Genomic DNA, 23,895 nt, shown 5'->3' with positions numbered 1-23,895 from the left:
CCGAGCCCCAGAGCGCCCCTTGGAGATGAATCGAGCATGATGTCGCGCTACTCGCAGAAGAGAGGAGGCGGGGAGACCTGGGACCCGGGCTTCAGCACCACCCGCTGCTCCCCCGAGAGGTCCACCGTCTTGCCCATGAGGGCGCCATACAGCGTCGTGTTGGTGGACAGCGCCAGGTAGTTCCTGGGCGCGTACAACATGAGGGAGGCGTCCGCGGCGTTGTTCACGACGACCGACTCACCCTCCATGTGATACGAGCCGGTCACCACCACCATGGGGTGGGAGGCATCAGGGCTCGCGCCCAGCGTCGAGCCGGTATCCACCTGCACGTCGTTCTGAACGAAGAGCAGCACCCGCGCCCCCGGCTGTGCCGACAGCGTCGAGCCTCCGGAGAGGTGGAGATGGTCGGCGTAGTAGCGGCCCGAGGGCAGCGCCACGTGGGCCCCGTTCAGCTCGAAGGCTCCGTTGACCCACCAGGTGCCACTGTCCGGGAGCGAGGCCATGCGTGCGTTGTCGTTCTCCGCGCTCGCCTGCGCCAGCGTCGCCATTACGTCATAGCTGCACTGGCAGGGGTTGAGCGTGCCGACGGGATGGATGCCTCCCAGCACGGTGGCGTACTCGCCCAGGGTGTAGCCCTGCCCGTAGTACAGCGAGCCGCTCAGCAGGGCTACCTCCACCACGGCGGAGTGGCCGCCGACGAGGTCGCCGGACACGAAGGCATTCTGGCCAACGTACGCCAGGCTGTTGGCGGCCACGGAGGCCTTGTCGCCCGTCGCCGGGCCCACCACCTCCGCGTTCCCGTACACCAAGGCGTCCTGCACGCCGCACACCGCATAGGGGAAGGGCGGCATCAGCGGGTCCGCGGAGCTATCGACGGAGAAGTTCACCACCACCTCGCGCGTGTTCCCCGCCAGGTCGGAGGCCCGCACCCGCAGCACGCGGGCGCCCTCCTCGGTGACGGTGTTCCCGCTGGTGAAGGGGTTGCCGTCCAGCGTTGCGAGGACGCTGGGGGCGTCCAGGTGGAGGTCCGTGGCGGTGAAGTGGATGGTGAAGGAATCTCCCTGCGCGCCCTCGGACACCCCCGTCACCTGGATGGTGGGCGGCGTCTTGTCGAGCGTGAAGGAAAGGCTCGCTTCCGCTACGTTTCCGGCCACGTCCCGGGCCTGGGCACGCAGGAGGTAGTCGCCGTCTTCCGTGAGCTGGGTGCCCATGGTGAAGGGCTGACCGTTCAGCGTCACCGTGGTGCCAGAAGTCTCGAGGTGGAGGTCCGTCACGGACACCGTGGGCGTCACGTCCTGGTTGACCAGGGCCCCCGGCGCCACGCCCCCCAGCACGATGCGTGGAGACTGGGTGTCGAGGGTGAAGCGCCTCAGCTCCTGGTCCGTGTTGCCGGCCCGGTCGGTGGCCACCACGTGGAGTTCATAGACGCCATCCGTGGAGACGGCGGTGCCCGAGGTGAAGGGCACGCCATTCAGGGTGGCCGTCACCGAGGAGAGGTAGGTGTCCTGTGCCTCGAAGACGGGCGTTACGGGGCCATGCACCGGTACCTCGCCGGGCACGCCCGTCACCGTCAGCACGGGTGGCAGGGTGTCCCGGATGACGGTGACACTCACGGGGTTGTCGAGCGACGGCAGCGTCCGGCCGTCATTGCCCGCCCCGTCCGCGGCGCTGAAGACGAGGGTATGGCTTCCCTCGGTCGCGAGCGGAATGCTGGCGCTCCAGACACCATCCAGCGCGTTGCCGGACAGGGGCGCCAGCGCCACCGCCGACGCGTTGGCGCCGTCAACAACGGCCCGAAGCACGGCGATTCCCGTGGCGTCGTCGAGGGCGCGTACCCGGGCACTCACCGTTTCGCGCACGAACATGCTTTCGGTGAGGTTGACGAGCTCGAGCCGGGGCGCCTGGCCATCCGTCACCTGGAAGGTGAGGTTGGACAGTACCTCCGAGCCCGCCGAGCGCTCCACCAGCAGCGTCAGGCCGTAGGAGCCCAGCGCCCAGCCCGCGGTGGAAAAGACGTGCTGCTGCATCCACTGCGCGCCCGGCGCCAGCATCGCGAGCGGCCAGGTTCCGGCGGAGAGGTACGTCCCGTCGGGACGGCTCACTACGAGGCGCACGGTGGCATCGACTTCCGGCGCCGTCCCGCGGTTCTCCACCCGCAGTTCGGCGGTGGCGGACTGGCCCGCGCGGACGACGGGCTGCGAGCCCGTCTGGCCGGCGATGGACACCTGGCCCGCGAACAGCGGCCGGCCCTCCAACGTGAAGGTGGCCTGAGCCTGGGCCAGCACCTGGGTGCCCAGCCGCACGTCGCTCGTCACGCCGTACTGTCCCGGCGGCAGCGTGCCGGTGGCGAACGACGTCAGCCGCGTCTCACGCCGTCCGGACATCATGAGCGGCAGGGGCATTTCCTGCTGGCCCACGACGGCGCCGCCCGCGTTCCGCAACGTCACGACGCTCACCGCGCCCTCCAGGTAGCTGTTGCGCGAGGTGTTCGTCACGTCCGAGCTGACCTCCACCGTCTCGCCCGTGAGGTAGCGGGTGCGCGACGTGCTCACCGCCACGAGGACGGCCCGCTCCGGCAGCACAGTCAGCGGGGCGCGGTCTTCCTTTACCACCGCACCGTCCCTCCACAGCGTGGCCCGGACCTCATAGTCGCCGGCCAGCAACGTTCCCACCGCCACCGGGCGGGTGAAGGCGCGCTCCTCGCCGCCGGGAAGCGGCGTGAGGAACTCGGCGGAGCCGAGGGCGAGGACGACGCTTCCGCCCGCACCCAGCAGGTCCACGCGCACCTCGCCGAAGAGCGGCGCAGTGCTCGGGTTGGCCACCGACATCGTGGCGGTGCGCGTGCCATTCACCGGCACCGAGGCCGCGTCGAGCGCCACCGCGACGATGGGCTGGGTGTCCTCCGCCACGGTGAAGGGCTTCAGCACCTCGTTGTTGGTGCGCTCGAGCTCGAAAATCTGGTGGGCCGGGTCCACCACCACGCTCAGGTGCTGCGGGCCCACCAAGCCGGTGACGTCGATGGGCACGAGGAGAACGGCCGAGGCGCCGGCGGCCAGCGTCTGGTTCAGCTGCGCGAGGGGGGAAGGCCGCAGTGAGCCGTTCCCCGTCACCACCGTCACCGCCACCCGCGGGTTCGTCGCCGCAGCCGTGCCCGTGTTGGAGACGGTGATGACGGCATGGGTGGTGTCAGTCGCCAGGGGCATCCCGGGCTGGAGGACGGCGGACACGGTGAGGTCCGCTACCGAGGTGGGCACGTAGCGCGCTTCGATGGGAAGCGAGGAGCCACTGCGCGCGCCACCCGCGTCCTCGGCCACGGCACTGAAGAAGTTGTCGCCGACCTCAAGGGAGATCCCGGGGAAGGAGAAGCGCCCCGACAGCTCCACATAGGTGAGCCATGAATTGGAGGAGCCGATGTACGACATGAGGCTGTCGCCCGCCCCAGCCAGGAGGCGCTCGCCCAGGTAGCCCAGGTTCTCCACGACGTCGCTGTAAACCTCCTGGCGAACCAGGTAGCCATTTTGGGTGAAGAGAACGCGGGTGCCATCGGGCGTGAAGAGCGGCCCATCCGCGGAGTTCGAGGAAGGCAGCCGCCGCCCCTCGGTCTTCCCCGCGCCTACCTCCACGAGGAATAGAGAGGTCTGGGAGCTGTTGGGCACGCGCGAGACAAGCGCCACCTCGCGACCGGAAGGGGACACGGCCATGGGCGCCCGGATGTCCGGCGACGTAAAGATGTCGACATGCGTATCGCCCTGCGTGTCGAAGCGCCGCAGGTGGTACAGCCCGTCGCCATCCACCAGGATGGCGACGAGGTGCCGTCCGTCCCGTAGCCACACTGGCGACCGGGCATTCATCCCCGCCTCCTGCGGCAGGGCCTGCTGCACGCCCGTGGCCAGCTCCACCACCATGAGCGAATGGATGCCGTCCGCGTCGCGGTACTGCACTGCCACCCGGGACGCGTCCGGTGCCCACGTGGGCGCGAACTCCTGGCCCGTGGGCGCCGCAAGCAGCGGCTGTACCGCGCCGGTGGCGACGTCCACGAGGTAGACGTGGGTCTCCCCCGCCGTCGACTGGGCTTCCATGGCCAGCCGCGTGCCGTCCGGGGAGAAGGCGGGCGTACCCTGGAAGTTCGCGCCCGGCAGCGTCGACTTCACCACCCCCCCCGTCTCCAGGTCCTCCACGGCGATGCCCCGTACCGAGCTGGACTCCTGATAGGCGTAGGCCGCTTTCCGGCCATCGGCAGATAGCGCCGGAATGCTTCGGCGCGACAGCGCCAGTGTCTTCTTCCGGGTCTGGACCTTGAGCGCCCCGGCCTGGGTGCGCCCCACCTGACGACCGTTGCGGTACAGGTCCACCCAGGACAGGGGCTCCGCGGTGCCCACCACCTCCGTGACGGAGTTGGAGAGGACGATGGGCGTGCCAGAGGCCGTTGGGTACTTCAGCCAGGGCGCATCGGGCGCCTGCGTGTCGCCCGGCACTCCCGAGGCCACCACGGAAGGCGAGCTGCGGTTGCCGCCGCCATCCACCGCGAAAACCCGGTAGTAGTAGCGCGTCCCATTCACCAGGCGCCGGTCCGTGTAGGTCGTATCCGGAGTGGCCGCCACCATGACAGACGTGAACGGTCCCTGCTCCGCGAGGGCTCGCTCCACGAGGAAGCCCGCTGCGCCGCCCGCAGCGTGCGTCCACGTCAGTGCCAGCATCCCACCGGTTGCGGGCGCGGATACAGCCAGGGACTCGGGCGGAGCCAGCAGCGGCACATCCACCGTGGCGGACACCGCGTTCGAGTGCGTCCCCGAGAAGCCGTCCTCATTCACCGCCACCACCGTGTATGTGTACGTGCCGTTACGCAGGCCCGGGTCAAGATGGGTACGCGCATCCGCCGCCAGCGTGGCCACCATCTCGGCCGGCGCCGCCCCCGAGGCCCGCCACACCTCGAAGCCCGCTACGTCGACCGTGTCACCGGAGACAGAGAAGGCCAGGGCCACGCTCAGGCCCGACACCTCGGCCGGCGCCAGCGTCACCCCCGCGGAGGGCGGCGGCACTCGAGTGACGTACACCGGGTAGGACTCCATGCTCCTGCTGCCCGTGGTGTCCCTAGCGACGGCTGAGAGGACGTTCTCTCCCATTTGCAGGGGAGCCTGCACCTCGAACATCCCGGAGGTATCCGCCTCTGCCTGGGCCACGACGGCCCCGTCACGCTGAATGTCAATGGAGACCTCCGCGACCGGGCTGTAGCCGCTCAACCGCACGGTGGGCGTCGCGACACGCGTCTGTGCCGGCCAGTCCAGGTCCGGCCGGTACACCCGGGCCTGGGCCGTGCCTTCCGCGCGCGGCCCCCACTTCCCCACTGTTACCACCTGGTATGCGTGCGTGCCCTCGGGGACATCGACTTCGGAGAACGACGCAGAAGTCGTCAGGCGAGCCAGACCCAGCGTCACTTCGCTCAGAGATACGCCAGTGGTGTTGGAACCGCTGAGGAACTGGAGGCGAACGCCCTCGGCACCCCACACCTGGGGCAGGCTCAGCGAGACGTAGTCTCTGCTGGCCACCACGGGCTTGCCCATGGGGACCCACGTCCCATTCAACTTCAGGAACACCTGGACCGTGGATCCCCAGCTGAGGTCGGCCCGCAGTGACTCCAGGGGGACTGGAGCGCCGAACTCCATCTCCCAGGTCTGGGGCAGACCGGGCCCGGACTGCCAGGCGGTGTTGCTGTTACCGTCAAAACCCTGGGCCGGCGTGGAGCCGTTGACGCTGCTGCTCGCAGATGCCGTGGCAGCCGGGCGCGGCGGCTCCGGCAATAGCGAGGTGCCTCCACGCCGCACGTCGAAGCCCAGCACGAGCCCCGAGGGGTTGCTGTCCGTCCAGGAGAAGTCCACCGCGGAGCCCGTCGCCCGAGCGGTGACCGTGGGCGCCACGAGGTCGGGCGAGCTCGAAACGAGAATGGACGTCGGCGCCGGGTCCACGTTGCCACGGGTATCGGTGGCAACGGCGCGCAGTTCCAGGACCGGCGCGGCGAACTGCGCGGGGTCCAGCATCGCGGAGTACGGCGAATTCGTCGCGGCGGGCCCGAGGGGCACGAAGGCCCCTTGTCCGGCCGCGCGTGCCTCGAACTGAACCTGGGCGACATCCAGGTCCGTGGTGCTGGCCTGCACCGCCACCGGTCCGGACAGCCGGCTGTAGGGGCTGGGCGTCACCAACATCGCCACCGGTGCCCGCGTCTCCACGATGGCCGTCCTCGGCTGCGAGGGCGCGCTGAGGCTGCCGGCCACATCCACCGCGTAGAGCTGATACTCCAGCTCTCCGTCCAGCAGGCCCGCGTCGATGAATTGCGTCGTCCCGGCCGGCAACAGGAAGTCCAGGTAGTTTCCTGGGGAAGCGCCATCAGGCGCGTTGGCCGGAGCGCCATTGGCGAGGAGCAGATAGCCCGCCAGGTCCGTCTCGGTATTCGCCGTCCACTGCACGGTCACCGAGGAGCCGCTGGCCGTCGCCGAGAGCAGCACCGGCGCCGCCGGCGCCGTGTTGTCCACCTGCACCACGACGCGCGCATCGGCCACGTTGCCGGAGGTGTCCTCCGCCTCCAGGAGCAGCGTGTGCTGCGAGCCCTGCGGCACCGTGCTGGTGTCCCACAGGAGGAGCACGTCACCCGGTATCGGCGCTGTACCACGCGCCAGCTGCGTGAAGGCGGTAGGGAGCGCACCCGCCCCCACGGAGAGTCGGTATTCGCGGAAGTCCTTCAGGCTGAAGGCCCTCCCCTTCACCTGCACCTGACCGGAAACCACCATGCCATCCGCCGGCGAGTCGAGAGCCACCGCCGGAGGCGCGAAGTCCACCGCGGCTTCCGGCGAGGGCGGGCTCTGCTGTTGCGCCCTGTCCACCGCCACCACCGCGTAGCGGTACTCGGCGGCCGAGAGGTTGTCTTCGGCGAACGTCGTGCCCGACACGAGGCCCGTGCCGATGGGCGCCATGGGGCCCTCCCCCTCCGCTCGCAGCACGCGGTAGCCCACGAGGTCCGCGTCGCCACTGGCTGTCCACGTCAGCGTGACGTCATTCGGCGGCCGCACCTGGGCCGTCAGGCCGGCAGGGGCGGACGGCGGAGCGCGGTCCACGAAGAAGCCCGCCACGTCCACCCGCTCGTTGCCGGCCCGGTCCTTTACCGTCAGCCGCAGCGTGTAGTCGCCGTCGGCCGGCGTCTTCGCGAGGGTGGCCAGCGTGCTCTCGGCCACCGGTGACGTGCCCTTCACCAGCGTCACGAACCGGGCTGCCGTCGCGGGCACGCCATCGGAGAGTTCCAGATGGTACTCCGCGAGACGCTCGTCCGTGGCCGTGCCCGAAATCGTGCCCGCCGCTAGCAGGACGCTGTCCCGCGGCGAGGTGATGTGTGCCTGTGGCAGCGTGCTATCGAGGGTGAGAGCGATGCGGCTCTCACCGGTGTTGCCCGCCTGGTCCTCCACCTTCAGGAGAAGGGTGACATCCCCATCCGCCGCCCCGGCCACGTCCCAGCGCAGGAGGATGCTGTCCCCGGGGAACTCGGACCAGGATGCCAGCAACTCCGGCGCCGAGCCGTCCCCGCGCAGCAACTCCAGCGTGAGGCGCCGCAGGTGTGGCTCCTCCAGCGTGGCGGTGACGGGCACCAGGCCATCAAGTCCGGTGAGGACCGCACCGTCCAGCGGAGCGGTGAAGGCCACTACCGGCGGCGTGGCATCCACCGAGAAGGCGATGACCGTCTCGCGGAAGTTGCCCGCGACGTCCGTCGCGCGGACCGTCAACGTGTGTGAGCCCTCCGCCAGCGACGTGAGCGCGGAGAGCTTCCCGTTCACCGGGGCCGTCCCCGAGGCCACGGTGCTCGTCGTCCCCGCGGGGGACGTGTGCAGCACCGTCCAGGTCTCGAGGTGGGGATCGTCAATGCTCCCGACGGCGTCCACGCTGGCGCGGACGATGGCCCCTGGCTGCGGCGCCGTGACGGCCACGTCGGGCACCTGCCTGTCGAGAGTCAGGGGGGCTTCGGCCTCCTCCGTCGTCGCGCCCGCGGTGGCCACGAGGCGCACGCGATACTCTCCGTCCGGAAGCGGCTGCAGGAGCGCGAGCTCCAGCGGCGCGGTGTGCTCGCCCGCGTCCCGCGAGGTGGAAGCCAGCGGGAGCCCCACCACCTGTCCTCCAGCATCCACCACCTCCAGGCGCACGGTGGCCGCCGACAGCAGGCGGAATCCGGCCTGGGTGACGTCTTGGGCCCCATCCCCGTTCGGTGACAGCACGCTTCGCGCGAGCGAGAACCCGCCCAGTACGCCTCGGGCCGACACGTCCACCGTCGCCAGCGCCGTGGAGGTGTATCCCGCAGTGTCCCTCACCACCAGTCGCAGGGTATGCGGCCCCGGCTGCAGCCGCGCGGTGTCCACCGTCCCCAGCGCACCCGTGGCTGGCGCGGACGCTGCCTGCACCAGCGTGTAGCTCGTGGGAGCCGTCCCCTCCCCCACGAAGAGCTGGTAGTCAAGGAAGTTGGTGTCGCTGGCCTCACCGCGCACCGTCACCGTACCCTGCACGCTTCCCCCCGCCGGCGAGTCGATTCGCGCCACCGGCGCCTGGGCGTCAACCCGCACCCGGGTGGTCCGGCTCGTCTCCGCGCCACAGGCGTTCCCCGCCGTCAGGCGCAGCACGTAGTCACCATCCGCAAGGGCGCTTCCCGCCGGGCCGCGCCCATCCCAGGCCACGGTGTTGGCGCCCGCCACGAAGGAACCCTGGTAGAGGGTCCCCAGGGAGGGCCCCTCCACCTCGCCAGTCAGCCGCGCCAGCGTCACCGTGACTGTTGCGTCTTCCGTCAGCGTGGCATCCAGCGTCGTGCCACCCTGGTCCGGTGCCACGAAATCCGTCGCCGCCGCGAAGCGCGAGATGTCCACGCCCGCGACGTAGCGGAAGGTCCTGACGGGAGAGCAGTAGCTGCCCCCACTCGCGTCCCAGGCGCTGAGGCGCATCTCGTAATCGCCAGAGGCCAAGCGGCTGGTGTCCACCTGCGCCAGGAGGCCCGTCACCGTCCGGGCCTGCGGAATGGCGTAGAAGGTGCTCGCCTGCTGCTCCAGCGGATGGCCCGCCTCTCCCAGGAGGACGGCGTAGCCATCGAGGAGGTTGTCGGAGATGGTGCCCCGCACTTCGATGGCCGTGCGCTGGCGGCCCTGCGCGTCCCGCATGCGCACCGGGCACACCACCGCCTGTGAGGCCGGGACGTCCAGGACGGTGGAGGGAGCCTGCCGATCCACTGCGGCGGTGACGGCGTCGAGCATGTCCGTCACCGTCAGGCCCAAGCTGTCCGTGGCCTGGGCCGTCACGAGGTAGCGGCCATCAGGCAAGCCCGCCGAGGAGAAGGTTCCCGTCGTCTCCACCCTGGGGGCCGCCGTGAAGGGCTCCACCACCACCGGTGTCACCGTGGTGGAGGCGTGCGGCCTCACCCAGGCGGCAATCTCCCGTACGTTGCCCCCGCCCTCAGCGGATGCGCTGAAGGCCACGGTGAAGTGGGGATCCTGCGGCGTGCAGGCGGGAGCCCGGCCTTCCACGCGCGCCACGGACTCCACCTTCACCCGGGTGCAGGGCACGTCGAACGTCGCGGACGCCGTGCAGGTGTTCTCGGAGTGGGCCTCCGAGTCCACGGGCGCACTGCCATCCGCGAAGTACGTCACCACCCGCACCTTCTGCTCGCTGCATGCCCACGAGGCGTCGCTCGTCACCGCCAGGGCCGGGGCCGTCCCGTTGAAGGCCCCCAGCGTCCCCACACTCCTCCAGGTGGATGAGCCACCGCCCTGGACGAAGACCTCCATGGCGGAGACCGGCTTGCGGAAGGTCTCAGCAAACGTCAGGGAGGCCCCTGTGTCCGTCACTGCGGCTCCCGTCAGGAAGGTTCCGCAGAGGTTCACCGTCTTCTCGGTGTCCAGCCGCTGTCCCAGGACGGTGCGTCCGCGGAACCTCGCGCGGTACTGACACCCCGTGAGGCCGGAGGTGTCGAGGTTCGCTTCCAGCGTCGCCGTCCCATCGGGCCGCGCCTGGAGCACCATGTCGTCGAGCGAGTAGGTCCGCTCCGGCTGCGACGAGGAAGGCGCAACGAAGTCCACCGCGGCCCCTGGCTCGAGGAGGAAGGAGGCCGCCGTGAAGAGGGTCAACGTCACCTTGGAGGACTCACCCACTCCCGAGGGGGCGGTGCACACCCGCAGCTCCGAGAGCTGCGCTTCGAACCTCACCCTGGCCCGGAAGAGTTGCCCATCCGCCGCGGTCGCCTCCACGTCGACGTCGTAGGCTCCAGGCGCCAGGGCGCGGGCGTCCCAGAGCACCACGGCATCTCCCAGCGCGTTGACGTTCTGCGTGTCGAGCTGCGACTGGCCGGTCTCCCGCCGCGTGTACCGGACGGCGAAGCTGACGAGAGGCGAGTCGGAGGAGTGGTCGAGGGCGAAGGCGTAGTGCTGGGGCGCGAAGGCGAAGACATGCGGGAAGCCATTCGCGTCCATCAGCGGGGTCAGCCGGTCGATACGCGGCACCTGGCGACCATCAAGCAGGAGGTGGCCGTACTCGGGCCCCACCTCCGCGGCCTCTCCCAGGGCGGTGACGAACATGGCCTCGGGCGTCGACAGCGGGAGGGTCGTCCTCGCGTTGCCGGCCTTGTCCCAGGCCTTCAGCCGGAGCGCGCGCCCACTGAGTGATCGCAACCGCAGGGGCCTGTCCAGCACCTCCACCTTCGTCTGCGTGAACGCGGCTTGACCGACGCTCACCGTGGTGAAGTCATTGACGCTCGCGGGCGCCCGCTGCTCCAGCGTCCACCCGACGAGGTTGGCATCCTCGGCCCGCCAGCTCGTCCGGAGCTGGACGGCGGGCACCATCAACCGATGGCCTTCCGGCTGCGACAGCGCGTCCGCGAAGCCATATGCGAAGACGTCGCCTTCCGGCGGATTCTGCTCGGCCGGGAGCTTCTTCGAGAAGCGAAGCTCCAGGTCGGGGGGGCTGCTGTCCACGACGAAGCGCAGCGAGGCTCCCTCCGTCCGGGCCGTATAGACACCATCCTCGACCGCCACGCCCTGGTCATTCCTGCCATCCCAGGAGAAGGACTGGTCACCCGCCCCGGTGTGCGTCACGGAGACATGGCGGACGGCGGTGCCCGCCGAGGAGACGAACTCGAACTGCGTCGTGAGTGGCGCGGTGTTGGTGTAGTGCAGCTCCGAGACGTCCTGCACCCCATCACCGTTGGGGGAGAGGAACTCGGGCTCGCGCCAGAGGTTCGCCAGCAGCGGCGTGCTAGTCCACGCCGCCAACGTCCGGCTCGTGCGCACGTTGCCTGCCTTGTCGGTGGCCTTGAGCATCACCTCGTACATTCCCGGCGCGGAGGGCGTCCACTCGGCCAGCGTGCCGTTCAGCATGGGCTGGTTGGAGCGCGCTATGACGGTCGGCGTCCCCGAGGGCATGGCGCGGACGGAGACTTCGTAGGACTCAAAGTTCTTGTCCATCGCCGTCCCGTGGAGGGTGAGAGACGACGAGCCCGTCTTTCGCGTGGCCACCACGCGCACCCCCAGGTTCTCCAGTGAGGAGACCGCGCGGTAGCCACCCGGTGCCAGAACCACGCTGAGGAAACTGCCTTGGGGGGAAATCTGCAGGTCCTGCACACCAGCGCCGACGGGAGCCGTATAGAACGGGTGCCCCGGGCCTCCTTCCAGCGGCACGGACCAGATTTCCCAGGGGAGCCCCTTGTCCGAGCCCTTGCTGTAAGTGAAGTAGAGGGACTGCTTTAGCCCATCGAGGGACAGGGAGTAGAGCTGCCGGGTGAAGAGGCGCCCATCCCAATCTCCAAACGGAATCTTGAAGACGGTTCGTCGCACCCCTGTCAGGGGGGCCACGGCGAAGAGTTCGTCATTTGAACCGTAAATGAGCTCGGAGTCTGTTGACCAGATATGCCGCCTGCCGCCTACGTACGTCGTGGTCTCCGTGCGGGAGGGATAGTTGAGCGGTCCTACCTGCCGGGGTGTCCCGCCTTCAATCCCCACGGCGAAGACTCCGACCCTGTCCGCGATGTAGTCACTGTGATCGGCCACCCGGAAGGAGAACATCTGCCCGTCGGGCGAAAACGCCCCTTCCGACATGTACTCAGCGGGATCGAGTACGCTCAACGCCTTCAGCGTCCGCCTGTTCGCACCGGTCCGGTCAATGACCTCTAGGATGTGGCGCCATGCATAGCCATTGTAAGCCAGGGTACTGAAGACAACCCTCTGGCTGTCATGGCTGAATATTGGAACGACGTAGCCCGACACCGACTTGTACTTCTCATTGTGTGCGAGCGTCTGCACCTTCTTGGTGTCAAGGTCTTGCATGCCGAGGTGGCCGCAGTTCTGGTTGCTGTAACCGCAAGAACTCATGCTGATGGGAAAGAGCAGGGTCTTCCCATCGGGCGAGATCGAGACGTCGTAGATCCGCCGGATGTCGCAATCCCACTCGGGCTGCACCCGCTCCGGTGACCCACCCTCCAACGATTGGAAATACATGCTACACATCTGGGCCGATCCGGACTGGCGCTGGCCGACGAAGTAGATGCCCGAATCATCGGGCGCGAAAGCGAGACGCCCACGCCGAGTCACACCCGAACCAGCCGAAGGCTCCAGAGTCTTCTCCAGCAGCCACTGCGACCCGGGTGCATCCTCCAGGCGCGAGCGGTTGTTGTCGACGACGGCCACCAGCATCCCGAGGTCCGTCTTGCCGCTGGACGCACTCGCGCGGACCGCCAGTTGGTACGAGCCGTCTCTTGTTACTCGTCCCTGCGCATCCCGCCCGTCCCAGCTGACGGTGCCCGCCTCCGCCGGCTCCGCCATCAGCGTCCGGACCAGGACGCCCGCCGCGTTACGGACCTCCACGTCCACGGCGGAAGGCGCCGCCAGCCGGTAGCTCACCTCGGTGGCGTCCTTCACCCCGTCCCCATTGGGCGAGAAGAAGAGATGGGAGAGGGCCAGCGCCGAGTCCTGCACCCGGACCCTCCGCTCCGCGCGGTTGTTGTCGTACCGGCCCTCGCTGACCGCCTGCGAGGGATTCACCACCGCCACCAGTCGCTGTTCCCCGGTCAGCCCCGTGGTGCTCCACGTGAAGGTGGCCTCCGCGCGCTCGCCCGCCGGCACGAGCGCCAGGGGCTGGCTGCCGAGGAGCGCCCCGCCGCTGCCCGGCTCCCCCAGGTACAGCTCCACCACCGCCCCCGCCGCGTCCTGCCCGCCGGAGTTGAGGACGGATACCGTCACCGGCACGTCCATGCCCGAGCGGGGATAGACCGGCTCGGGCTGGATATCCGCGCTGCCCACCACCAGCTCCGCGAGGGGCACCGGCTGGAAGGACACCACCGCGCGGTTGTCCATCTCGTCGATCTCCTGGACCTGCAGGTCCGCGTCCAGCTCCACCCGCACGGCGGCCTGCGCCGCTTCCGCCACCGTGAAGGGCGCGGAGACGGTGACGCTTTCCCCGGCGGCCACCGACGTCACCTCGCGGCGGGCGAACCGCGAGTCCGTGCCCCCGGTGGGGCCCTCGAAGAAATCCACGAAGAAGGGCCCCGCGGCCGAGGCCCCGCCGTTGCGCACCACGACAGTGGCCGTGGCCTCCACCTGCTGCAAGGGCCGCAGCGGCGAAAGCGAGAGCCCACCCGCCGGGATGTCCAGGTTGGCCAGCGTGGAGGCGTCGACAGTGAAGGCCGCCGTCGCGATGTCATTCGCCGGGTTGCCGTCCGCCGGCGCCGGCTGGCCGGAGAGGACCTGGACCTTCGCGACGAGGCTGCCCGCGAGGTTCGCGCGCCACGTCACGTCGCGCTGCACGGAGCCTCCCGCCGGGACGGTGACACTCTGGGACGGCAGCGTGGCGAGCGTCGCGCCGCCGGAGGACTCGATGGTGAGCCGCACCGTGGTGCCGGGCGCGTCCACCGTGCCGGCATTCACCACGCGGAAGGAGAGCGACACGTCCTGTCCCTGCTGCGTCTGGGACGGTGTCACCGTCAGGTTCGCCACCCCCACGTCGATGGAGGGGGTGACAGGCACCTGCACGGTGCCCATGTTGTTGTCCTCGTTCCCCTCGGCGTACAGCTTGCGCGGGTCCACCACGATGGAGACCTCGACGGCGGACGGAGCACTGGCAACGCTGCCCGTCAGCGTCACGGGAACGGACGCGCGCCCGGCCAGCGCCACCGTTGTCGTCGCCACGGGAACTTCGTGGACGAGCAGGGCCACCTCCACCGAGTCCGCGTCCGCCACGCTCAGGTTGCGCAGGGTGGCGATCGCCGTCAGCGTGGTGGGCAGCTGGCTGATGGCCACCGGTGACGTGGAGACACTGCCCGCGCTCACCACCAGGTCCAGCAGCGCCGGGGGCAGCTCGACGGTCAGCGGTACCGCCACCCGGTTGTCATCCTCCCGGGTCTCATCCACGACCTGTGGAGCGTCGACCACGATGAAGACCTGCGTGGCCCCCGCCTGGCCCGTGGTGTCGAGGGTGAGGACCACCGTGCCCGTGGCCCCCGCCTCAATGCTGGGAAGGGTTTGCGGCGCCCCCAGGGACGTGCCGTTCGCGTCGAAGGCCTGCACCTGCACGCCGTCCGCCCTGGAGCCTCCGAAGTTGTGCACGGACACCGTCGCGAGGACGGCCTCCCCTTCCACCACCGTCGAGGCCGAGAGCGCCACGTCGAGCGGCGCCAGCGACAGGTTGGGCGTCAGCGCCGTCCGCACCGCCTGGACGACCCAGGCCGTGGCGTGGACCGACGACTCCCAGCTCCCGTCATCCCGCTGCACGCCCAGGAGCGCACCGGCCGTCGTGGCCGCGTCCGCCGAGGACAGCCGGGACCAGGCCTTGAGGGCCAGGAGGGCCTGGGCCGTGGCCGCCGCGGACGGGCGCTCGTCACCATAGAGATGTCCGGGGTTGCGGCGGCTCTCCAGGAACGCCGCGGCCTTGCCGGCGGCGGCGTAGGTGGCGGGCGTCCTCGGCAGCCGCGCCAGCATCTCCATCACGAGAGCCGTCGGCTCGACGCGGCCGGGGCCACCCACCAGCAGCGGCCAGCTTCCATCCATGGACTGCCGGGCCAGCAGGAACTCCGTCAGGCCCGTGAGCTGGGGCGCCGTCGCGCCCGCCGCCACCAGGGCCCGGGCCGCGAGCACCGAGTCGATGACCGTGGGCGTGTAACCCTGCGACAACCCCGCGCCCCCGCCTGTCCACCACCCGAGCTGCCCCGTGAGGGCGGTGAGCGCCGCCTGGACGGACTCCGGCGTCTGCCGGGCCGCCACGAGCCCGAGCACCCTGCGCGCCGCATCATCCACCCCGGACCCCATCGTGGCCGCGAGGTAGCCCCCGCCCCGTCCCGTCGCGGCCGTCACGCTCGGCGAGAGGCCACTGAGCGCTAGCGCCTCGAGCGCCACCTGCGTCTCACGCCACCGGGTGCCGGTGCCATCGCCATCCGCCCAGAAGCCCTCCGCCTTCTGCCGGGCCACCAGGTAGTCGATGCCCCGCTGGAGGCTGGGCTCCGCGGTGCCCGGCGACGGAGGCAGCTCCACCAATGCCGTCTCGAAGACGGCGCGCCCCCGGGTGAGGAAGAAGAAGCTGTTGCTGAAGGAGCGGCGCAGCTCGTCGACGAAGGCCACCTGCGCCGGAGTCGCCTGCTGCCCCTGCGGAGTCATGAGGATGAACGCCGCGCGGAAGGACTTCTGCGACTGGCCCACCGCCGGCACGCGGGCGCCCTCGGCCGCGATGATGTCGTTGATGGAGAGGGTGCGCGCCGTGGCGTCGATGCGGGTGCCGTCCGCCGGGGGCAGGTCCACCGCCTGGTGGGGCACCTGGGCGCCGGGGGTGAGCAGCGTCAGCGGGCCCACCTCGTCCGGGCCCAGCAGGCCCATGAGGTACAGGTCCAGATTGGAGTAGCGCGTCCGCGAGCGTGCCGACGTGAAGCTTCCCGCCACCTCCTGCGTCCACTCACTGCCGTAGAGCACGGACGCGTCCGAGTCGAGGAAGAAGCTCCAGTGAGCGCCCTCCCGCCCCACCAGGTCCGTCCTCCGCGCCTGGGTCACGGGATCCAGATAGGCGACCCGTCCGCTCCACTGGTGGGCCACCTCGTGGGCGAGGATGGAGGCGGCGGACTCCACGCTGGTGCCCAGGGCGTCGGGGTTCAGGGCCAGGACGTCCACGTACCCCTTCAGCCGCGTGGCACTTCCATACTGGGCGCCCACGTCATGGGGCGATGGGAGACCAATGCCCTGGACGGCGTTGCGGACGACGATGTGGTAGCCCCCGACCTCCTGGCCCAGGTCCACGTCGAACGTGGGCAGGACCACCAGGAAGTCGTACGCGTCACCGTGCGTCTCGTAGAACTTCTGCGCAACACGGGCCCTGGGCGCGCTCGCGGTGCCATAGGGCATCCCGTCGTGCTGGACGACGGTGACATGCTCCGAGCCGAAGGCACTCGCGGGCAGGGCCGCCGCCGCCACCACGCACAACGCCCCCACCAGCCCCCCCAGGGACTGGTTTCCAAGAATCCCGGTCCGGCGCATCTCCCCCTCCTGCAACCATGAGCACTTCGAGCAGCACATCCGCGCCATTGAATGTCGGCGCTCTGACATTTGCAGCGGCGTGGCATCTACAGAGTCCGTGGCCGCGCGTCAAACCGATAAAGGCATTTGACAAGGAAATGATTGTCACGGCAGGCGCACGGTTCCGTCATGGTTTCGGAATGGCCCTTGAGGCCCGCCTGAAGACAGACAGGGTGGCCCCGACTGCCCCGCCAGCGATCCGACGAGAGCGTCCGCCCACGGCGCCTCGCGCCGTCTGGCCAGCCGTCACGGGTGATGGAGACGTGACCCCACCACGAGCCGTGGCGGAGCCTGCGATCCGCTAGAAGTTTCCAGCCCACACGGCCGCCGCGGGGCCGCGGGGCGAGGTGGATGTTTCTGTCCACCCCCTTTGATCAGGGATTGCCGGGGGTTGCCCCGGAGGGTGGAGCTTTTCGTCCACCCTCCCCCATACCTGCGCCCCGGGCGCTCCCTTCAAGTGTGCGGGATCACTGAGTCACGCACGCCAAAGTGTGCGGGCACGCGTGTTGCTGTCTGCCCACCGACGGTTCCAACGCACCAATGGGGTGTGGGTGGCCATGGGCCCGGCCTGGCCCAGGGGGACGCTTCTGGTGGCGACGTACGCGGCGATTTCCGCGGTGGGACAGGGGCTCGTCGCCCTCCTGGAGCAGTCCTGTCCGAAGCCGGAATTCGAGGGCGCGAAGTTCCGCCTCTTCCTGGCCTCTGACTTCAAGACGCCCCCCTTCGAGGAGGGCATCTCCCTCTTCCTCTACCGCGTCACCCCCAGCACCACCCGCCGCAACCTCCCGGGCCGCGTGGACTCGCAGGGGCGACGCACTCGCAGGCCCCTGCCGCTCGACCTCTATTACCTCCTCACGCCGTGGGCGAAGACACCCGCCATGCAGCACCGGCTCCTCGGCTGGGCCATGCGGCTGCTGGAGGACACGCCCACCCTCACCGCCAGCTTCCTCAACCACTACGGCACCCCGGAGGCCGACACCTTCCTCCCCGATGAGACGGTGACGCTCGTCTTCGAGCCCCTGTCCATCCAGGACATGCTCAACATCTGGAAGCCCGGCGAGCCCAACATCCAGGTGTCCGCCACCTACGTCGCGCGGATGGTGGTCATCGAATCCGCCATCTCCGATGAAGAGGCCGGCCGCGTGCAGACGCGGGTCCTCGAGCCGGGGAGGCTCACCGAGCGATGAGGCCTCCCGTCCACGTCATGGAGCGCCTGTCTCGCGTGGCCCCGCTGGGCCTGCGCTTCGTGGACGAGGCCACCGGCACCTTCATCGGTGACGGCCTCCAGGTCAGCGCCTTCCCCGAGGGACTGCCCGCCGCCCGCCGCCAATCCGTGCTCAACCGCTCCGGCATCCACGTCCTCATGGACCTGCCCGGCCTGCGAGACCTCGAGTTCGGGGACGAGCACGCCGGAGATGACGCGTGGTGGGCCACCCACGCCGGCCAGCGGCCCTACACCGTGGAGGTACGGGACACGCTGGGCCGCTTCCTGCCGTGCGCCTTCCGCGCCGAGCTGCCCCACCGGAAGCTGTTCGCTCCGGACTGCGTGTCCTCGCCGCCGTCTCCGCTGTCTCCCCTGTCTCCCAACGACGACGGGCCCTCCGTGCCGCTCTTCTCCGCGCCCTCGCGCCAGGCCGCCGTGCCCCTGGCCGTGCTGCGCGCCGAGCTGTGGGACGTGGACGAGGACGCCCCGGCGGCGTGGGCCCTGGTGGAGGCCACGGACCCGGGAGGCGTCACCGTGCGCGGCGTGGCGGACGAGAAGGGCCGGCTCGCCCTCTTCTTCCAGTACCCCAGGCCCCTCGACTTCTCGCCGGACTTCAGCTTCCCAGCGGGGCCTCCCCTGCTGGAGCAGACGTGGGCGCTGCAGATTCGCGTCCACTACACCCGCCGCACGCCCGTGCCGGAGCTGCCGGACGTGTGCCTCACGCTGTCCCAGCCCCCGGCGGGGGTGTGGACGGTCGACTCGGGCGGCCCGCTGGCGCTGCTCGAGTCAACGCTGCGCTACGGCCAGGAGCTCGTCCTGCGGACCCGCCGTCCCGACCCGCAGGCCCCGCCCCACCCCAGGCTGTGGATCACCCCCACGGGTTCAACGCCCTAGGAAAGACCGATGCCCGAATATCTTGCCCCTGGCGTATTCATCGAGGAGACCAGCTTCCGTGCCAAGTCCATCGAGGGCGTGAGCACGACCACCACCGGCTTCATCGGCCCCACACGCTACGGGCCCGTGGACCTGGAGCCGGAGCTCGTCACCAGCGTGGTGGAGTTCGAGCGCGTCTACGGCAACCGGCGCCAGCTCCAGTACCCCTCCGGCACCATCCTCCACAACTACACGTGGCACGCCGTGCGCGCCTTCTTCGAGGAGGGCGGCAAGCGCCTCTACGTGAGCCGCACCTACCGCCGGCCGGATGACAAGACCTACACCGGCCTGGACAGCACCATCAGCCTGGTGAGCGCCTCGCCCGCCTCCGCTCCCTTCAATGACGGCCACGCCCGCGCGCTGCTGGAGCCGAACGCGGCGGACAAGACGCAGACGCTGGTCCTGGCCGCGCGCTACCCCGGGCTGGCCGGCAACCTGCGCGTGCGCTTCACGCTCCGGGTGGGGCAGAACGTCCTCTCCTTCGAGAACGGCACGCCGCGCGTGGGCGCGCTGCTGGAGCGCGACGTGGTGCTGATGAAGGACATCACGTCCCCCCTCTCCAGCCCCATGGGCGCCGGCGAAATCTACCTGGCGGAGTGGGACCAGGACGCCAATGACTGGAAGTTCACCCAGGGCCCGAGCTCGCCGGTGTTCCTGTCCACGCTCCCCGCCGGGCAGGGCATCGAGATTCGCGTCATCACCGTGGCGGTGACGGTGATTCCCACGGACGACCCCGCCTCCGCGCAGACGTGGGACGGGCTGGCGCTGGACCCGAAGCACACCCGCGCCGGGGCGGAGGACTCGCTGACCGCGCGATTCAAGCACGACACCAACGACACGGCGCGCAACCGGGAAATGCCCATCATCGTGGACACGCAGGGGCTCACCCACGGCGTGGCGGTGATTGGCGCCTTCCTGGCGGCCAGCCTCGCCAGCCCGCCCGCCAGCCCGCCGCTGGACATGGCGCTGGAGGACCCGGACTCGACGGAGGCGGAGCGCTCGCTGGAGGTGCTGCTCAAGGGCGGCAGCGACGGCATGCGCCCGGTGGCGGACGACTACCAGGGCCAGGGCATCCCCAACACCACCCGGAAGACGGGCCTGCTCCAGTTCGAGGACCTGGAGGACATCTCCATCGTCGCCGCGCCGGGCTCCACGTTCGGCTACGAGAACGGCTACGGGGCGAGCTCCGCCACCATCATCAACCTGCTCATCTCCCACGCGCAGCGGATGAAGTACCGCATCGCCGTGCTGGACAGCGGCAATGGCCAGACGATTGCCCAGGTGCGCGCTCTGCGCGCGAAGATCGACTCCAGCCACGCGGCGCTCTACTACCCGTGGGTGAAGGTGCTGGACCCCGTCACGCGCCAGCCCATCTTCCTGCCTCCCAGCGGCTTCGTGGCCGGCATCTACGCGCGCAACGACGTCAACCGCGCCGTCTACAAGGCCCCCGCCAACGAGGTGGTCAACCTGGCGCTGGGCTTCGAGGCGAACCTCAGCAAGGCGCAGCAGGAGGTGCTCAACCCCGAGGGCATCAACGCCTTCCGCTTCTTCGAGGGCCGCGGCAACCGGCTGTGGGGCGCGCGCACCACGTCGTCCGACCCCGAGTGGAAGTACGTCAACCTGCGCCGCTACTTCGCCTACCTGGAGCGCTCCATCGACAAGGGCACCCAGTGGGCCGTGTTCGAGCCGAACGGCGAGCAACTCTGGGCCAACGTGCGGCGGACGATTGAAGACTTCCTCCTCAACGAGTGGCAGTCGGGCGCGCTGCTCGGCGACAAGCCGGAGAAGGCGTACTTCGTGAAGTGCGACCGCAGCACCATGAGCCAGAACGACCTGGATAACGGTCGGCTGGTCTGCCTCATCGGCGTGGCGCCGCTGCGCCCGGCCGAGTTCGTCATCTTCCGCATCGGCCAGTGGACCGGCGACCGGAAGTAACCCTCCTGGAGAGCACCCATGGCCGTCTTTCGAGATCGTCCCTATGTGCAGTTCAACTTCCTGGTCGACCTGGGCACCGGCACCACCGAGGGCCCTGACGCCGGCTTCCAGGAAATCTCCAACGTGGGCATGGAGGTCACCGTCGCGGAGTACCGCAACGGCAACGAGAAGGAGAACAGCGTCCGCAAGATTACCGGCCTGAACAAGGCCACGGACGTCACCATGAAGCGCGGGGTGATTGGCTCGCTCAGCCTCTACAAGTGGTTGGATCAGCTCCGCAACGGCGACGCCAACGCGCTGCGCACCGTCACCATCCAGCTCCAGAACGAGGACCACACCGCGGTGGTGCAGACGTGGAAGCTGTTGCGCGCGCGCATCATCAAGCACGTGTCCGGCCCCTTCAACGCGAAGGGCACCGACGTGGCCATCGAAGAGCTGACCATCGCCTACGAGCGCCTGGAGATGGAGTGACGTGAGCCGCCCCGCCGCCAGACGCCTCCCCGGCCTCCGCTTCGAGATGCAGGCGCCGCCCGTGGCGGACGCGCTGCCTCGGATGGACGTGGCCGCGTTCGTCGGCTTCGCCGCCTCCGGCCCGCTGCACGTGCCGGTGGCGGTGGAGGACGTGGCGGACTTCGAGGCGGTGTTCGGCGCGGCGCCCCTGCTGGCCTGGGACGCCGAGCGGGGCGAGCCGGTGCACGCGCACCTGGAGTCCGCCGTGCGCGCCTTCTTCCGCAACGGCGGCCGGCGCTGCTGGGTGGTGCGCGTGGCGGGCAGTGGCGCTCGCACCAACACCTTCCCGGTGCCGGGCCTGCTGCGGTGCTCGGAGGGCGGAGCGGTGTTCGCGGCGCTGGCGCGGGCCCGCTCGGAGGGGAGCTGGTCGGACGCGGCGAAGGTGGCCGCCTCCCTCCACCGCGAGCCGGTGGACCTGGTGGACTGGAACAGCGCGGGCGGCGCGGGCGCGGAGTTGCGGGTGACCGCGCCCGGCGGCGTGGCCGTGGGCGACCTGCTGCGCGTGAGCTTCGACGGCACCGGCTGCTCGCTGCTGGTGCCCGTGGAGTCCGCGGAGCCCGTGGCGCGGGAGACGGCGCCGGTGGGGTCCGGCCCGGCGTCCCGGCGGGTGACGGCGCTCGTGCGCTCGCCCCACGCGCGGTGGATGCAGACGGACGCTGCGCCCGTCGACACCACGCCCTTCGTTTCCTGGACGCGGGGCGAGGGGGACGAGGTGTCCCTGGACGTCACCGCGATGACGGACCCGGGGCCGGGTGTGACGCCGCGCGTGCTCACGCTCACCCTGAACCTGACGCCCGAGGAGGCCCCCTCGCCCGGCACGGTGCTGCGCATCGTGGACGCGTCCACCGGCGAGCTCTGGCTCCAGGTGGAGTCCGTGACGCTGGGGCAGGGAGAGACGGGCGCGGTGCAGGTGTCCGGCGTAGCAACGCGGGTGATGACCAGCGCTCCCATGGACGTGGCCTCCGCGCCCGCGTGGTGCGAGCGGCTGACGCTGAGCCTGTGGACGCGGCGGGGCGAAGAGCCGCCGGCGCAGCTGGAGCGGCTGGGCTTCTGCCCGGCGCACCCGCGCCACTGGGCCGCGCTGCCCACCGACGTGGAGCGGGCCCGGCACGAGGACGAGGAGACGCTCCCCGCGCGGCTGCCGGAGGAGCGGCTGCCACAGGACTGGCGCCAGGGCGTCCCCGCCGCCCGCTTCCCGCTGGCGGGCCCCGGCCCGGCGGGCGAGCTGTTCTCCCTGCCGCTGGGACTGACGGACCAGCCCACCGCGTACGTGGGCTGCACACCTCCGGCGGGGGACTCGCTGGAGCGCGACGGCCTGGCCGTCTTCGGCGCGGACCTCTTCCTGGACGCGGGCGTGAAGTCCGTTGGCACGGAGGCGCTGATGGCCCAGGCGGACTTCCTCCGCTACCAGAGCAGCCAGCCGCGCTCCCTCCAGGGCATCCACGCGGTGCTGGACCGGCTGGACGCCACCCTGGTGGCGGTGCCGGACGCGGTGCACCGGCCGTGGGTGCTCGTGGGACGTCCCGACGTCCCGCCTCCAGAGCCGGGCGAGCCGCTCCCGGAGCCGGCCTGGGGCTCGTTCCTCGACTGCGCCTTCCGGCCCCCACCCGCGCCCGAGCCGCTGGTGGCGCAGCCGGACGCGCCGTCCTCCGGGCAGTCCTTCACCCTGACCTGGGCGGAGGTGCCGGGGACGGACGTCGCGTACGTCCTGGAAGAGGCCACGGAGCCGGACTTCCGCGACGCGGCCGAGCTGTACCGGGGGCCGCGAACCACCCGCACGCTCTACGGACGCACGGCCGGCACGCGCTACTACCGGGTCCGCGCCGAGAGCGGGGGCGTCACCGGTCCGTGGGCTCCGGGAGTGGCCGTCACGGTGGCGCCACCGGCGCGGTGGCACCTGGCGCCCGAGTCCCAGTACGACGTGGGGCCGCTGCTGGCCGTGCAGCGCGCGCTGATGCGGATGTCCTGCGCACGCGGAGACCTGCTGGCCGTGCTGTCGCTGCCCGAGCACTACCGGGAGGAGGACGCCATGGCCCACGCGGCGGCGCTCCAGTCCCCGCTGGGCGCGGAGGAGGACGGCGTGCCGCCGCTGGGCCTCATCGAGGAGGCGGCCCTCTCCCACGGCGCCCTCTACCACCCGTGGACCTTCGTCTCCGAGGAGGGCCGCTCCGGCGCGCCCCGGCGCATGCCTCCGGACGGCACCGCGTGCGGCGTGCTGGCGCGGCGGGCGCTGGAGCGCGGGGCGTGGGTGGCCCCCGCCAACGAGCGCTGGGACGGCGTGGTGGCGCTGGACCCGGCGATGAGCTCCGAGCGGTGGCTGGACCTCCAGGAAGCGCAGGTGAACGTGGTGCGCCAGGAGCCCCGGGCCTTCCTCACGCTGTCCGCGGACACGCTGTCCACGGACCCGGAGCTGCGCCCCATCCACGTGCGGCGCCTGCTGGCGCTGCTGCGGCGCGCGGCCCTGCGCCTGGGCGCCACGTATGTCTTCGAGCCCAACGACGCCAGCTTCCGGCGGCGCGTGCAGCGCGGCTTCGAGACACTGCTGGGAGAGCTCTTCGTCCGGGGCGCCTTCGCCGGGAAGACGCGCGAGGGCGCGTTCCAGGTGGTGACGGGAGCAGAGCTCAACACCCCGGCGCAAGTGGAGCTGGGGCGCTTCTTCGTCGACCTTCGGGTGGCGCCCTCCCAGCCACTCACCTTCCTCAACGTGCGGCTCGTGCAGAGCGGCGACCGCGGGCTCGTCACGGAGGCTCGCTAGTC

6 protein-coding genes are annotated in these 23,895 nt (G+C 70.4%); 5 read left to right on the top strand and 1 reads right to left on the bottom strand.

The genetic code is table 11. The annotated features are described in order from the left end of the window. Nucleotides 1–47: 47 nt before the first annotated feature. Nucleotides 48–16,517 (bottom strand): CARDB domain-containing protein, encoded by a 16,470-nt coding sequence (locus K8638_RS15365; protein WP_223755270.1) that lies wholly within the window; start codon nucleotides 16,515–16,517, stop codon nucleotides 48–50. Nucleotides 16,518–17,146: 629 nt separating this feature from the next. Here K8638_RS15365 and K8638_RS15360 point away from each other — a divergent pair. From K8638_RS15360 to K8638_RS15340, 5 genes are read left to right on the top strand one after another with little or no spacing between them, the layout of a single operon-like run. Further along, nucleotides 17,147–17,743 (top strand): DUF4255 domain-containing protein, encoded by a 597-nt coding sequence (locus K8638_RS15360; RefSeq protein ID WP_223755269.1) that lies wholly within the window; start codon nucleotides 17,147–17,149, stop codon nucleotides 17,741–17,743. Then, nucleotides 17,740–18,654 (top strand): hypothetical protein, encoded by a 915-nt coding sequence (locus tag K8638_RS15355; protein WP_223755268.1) that lies wholly within the window; start codon nucleotides 17,740–17,742, stop codon nucleotides 18,652–18,654. Before K8638_RS15360 ends, K8638_RS15355 begins: the two co-directional genes overlap by 4 nt. 9 nt (nucleotides 18,655–18,663) lie before the next feature. Next, nucleotides 18,664–20,628 carry a phage tail sheath subtilisin-like domain-containing protein gene (locus K8638_RS15350; RefSeq protein WP_223755267.1) on the top strand — a complete coding sequence of 655 codons (1,965 nt, stop codon included), beginning with the start codon at nucleotides 18,664–18,666 and terminating at the stop codon, nucleotides 20,626–20,628. Nucleotides 20,629–20,646: 18 nt separating this feature from the next. Then, nucleotides 20,647–21,099: a phage tail protein gene (locus K8638_RS15345; RefSeq protein ID WP_223755266.1), complete on the top strand. Its 453-nt coding sequence runs from the start codon at nucleotides 20,647–20,649 to the stop codon at nucleotides 21,097–21,099. Nucleotide 21,100: 1 nt separating this feature from the next. Then, nucleotides 21,101–23,893, top strand: coding sequence for a hypothetical protein (locus tag K8638_RS15340; protein ID WP_223755265.1), 2,793 nt, complete (start codon nucleotides 21,101–21,103; stop codon nucleotides 23,891–23,893). Nucleotides 23,894–23,895: the final 2 nt, after the last annotated feature.

The sequence above is a fragment of the Myxococcus sp. RHSTA-1-4 genome (assembly GCF_020037125.1).
Classification (GTDB): Bacteria; Myxococcota; Myxococcia; order Myxococcales; family Myxococcaceae; genus Myxococcus.
The sequence above is the reverse complement of the archived record's forward strand: the minus strand, read 5'-3'. Positions and strand labels throughout refer to the sequence as shown.

Excerpts from the sequence above, each read along its gene's own strand:
- K8638_RS15350 (WP_223755267.1), top strand. The coding sequence starts at position 18,664 with ATGCCCGAATATCTTGCCCCTGGCGTATTCATCGAGGAGACCAGCTTC.
- K8638_RS15345 (WP_223755266.1), top strand. The coding sequence starts at position 20,647 with ATGGCCGTCTTTCGAGATCGTCCCTATGTGCAGTTCAACTTCCTGGTC.
- K8638_RS15355 (WP_223755268.1), top strand. The coding sequence starts at position 17,740 with ATGAGGCCTCCCGTCCACGTCATGGAGCGCCTGTCTCGCGTGGCCCCG.
- K8638_RS15365 (WP_223755270.1), bottom strand. The coding sequence starts at position 16,517 with ATGCGCCGGACCGGGATTCTTGGAAACCAGTCCCTGGGGGGGCTGGTG.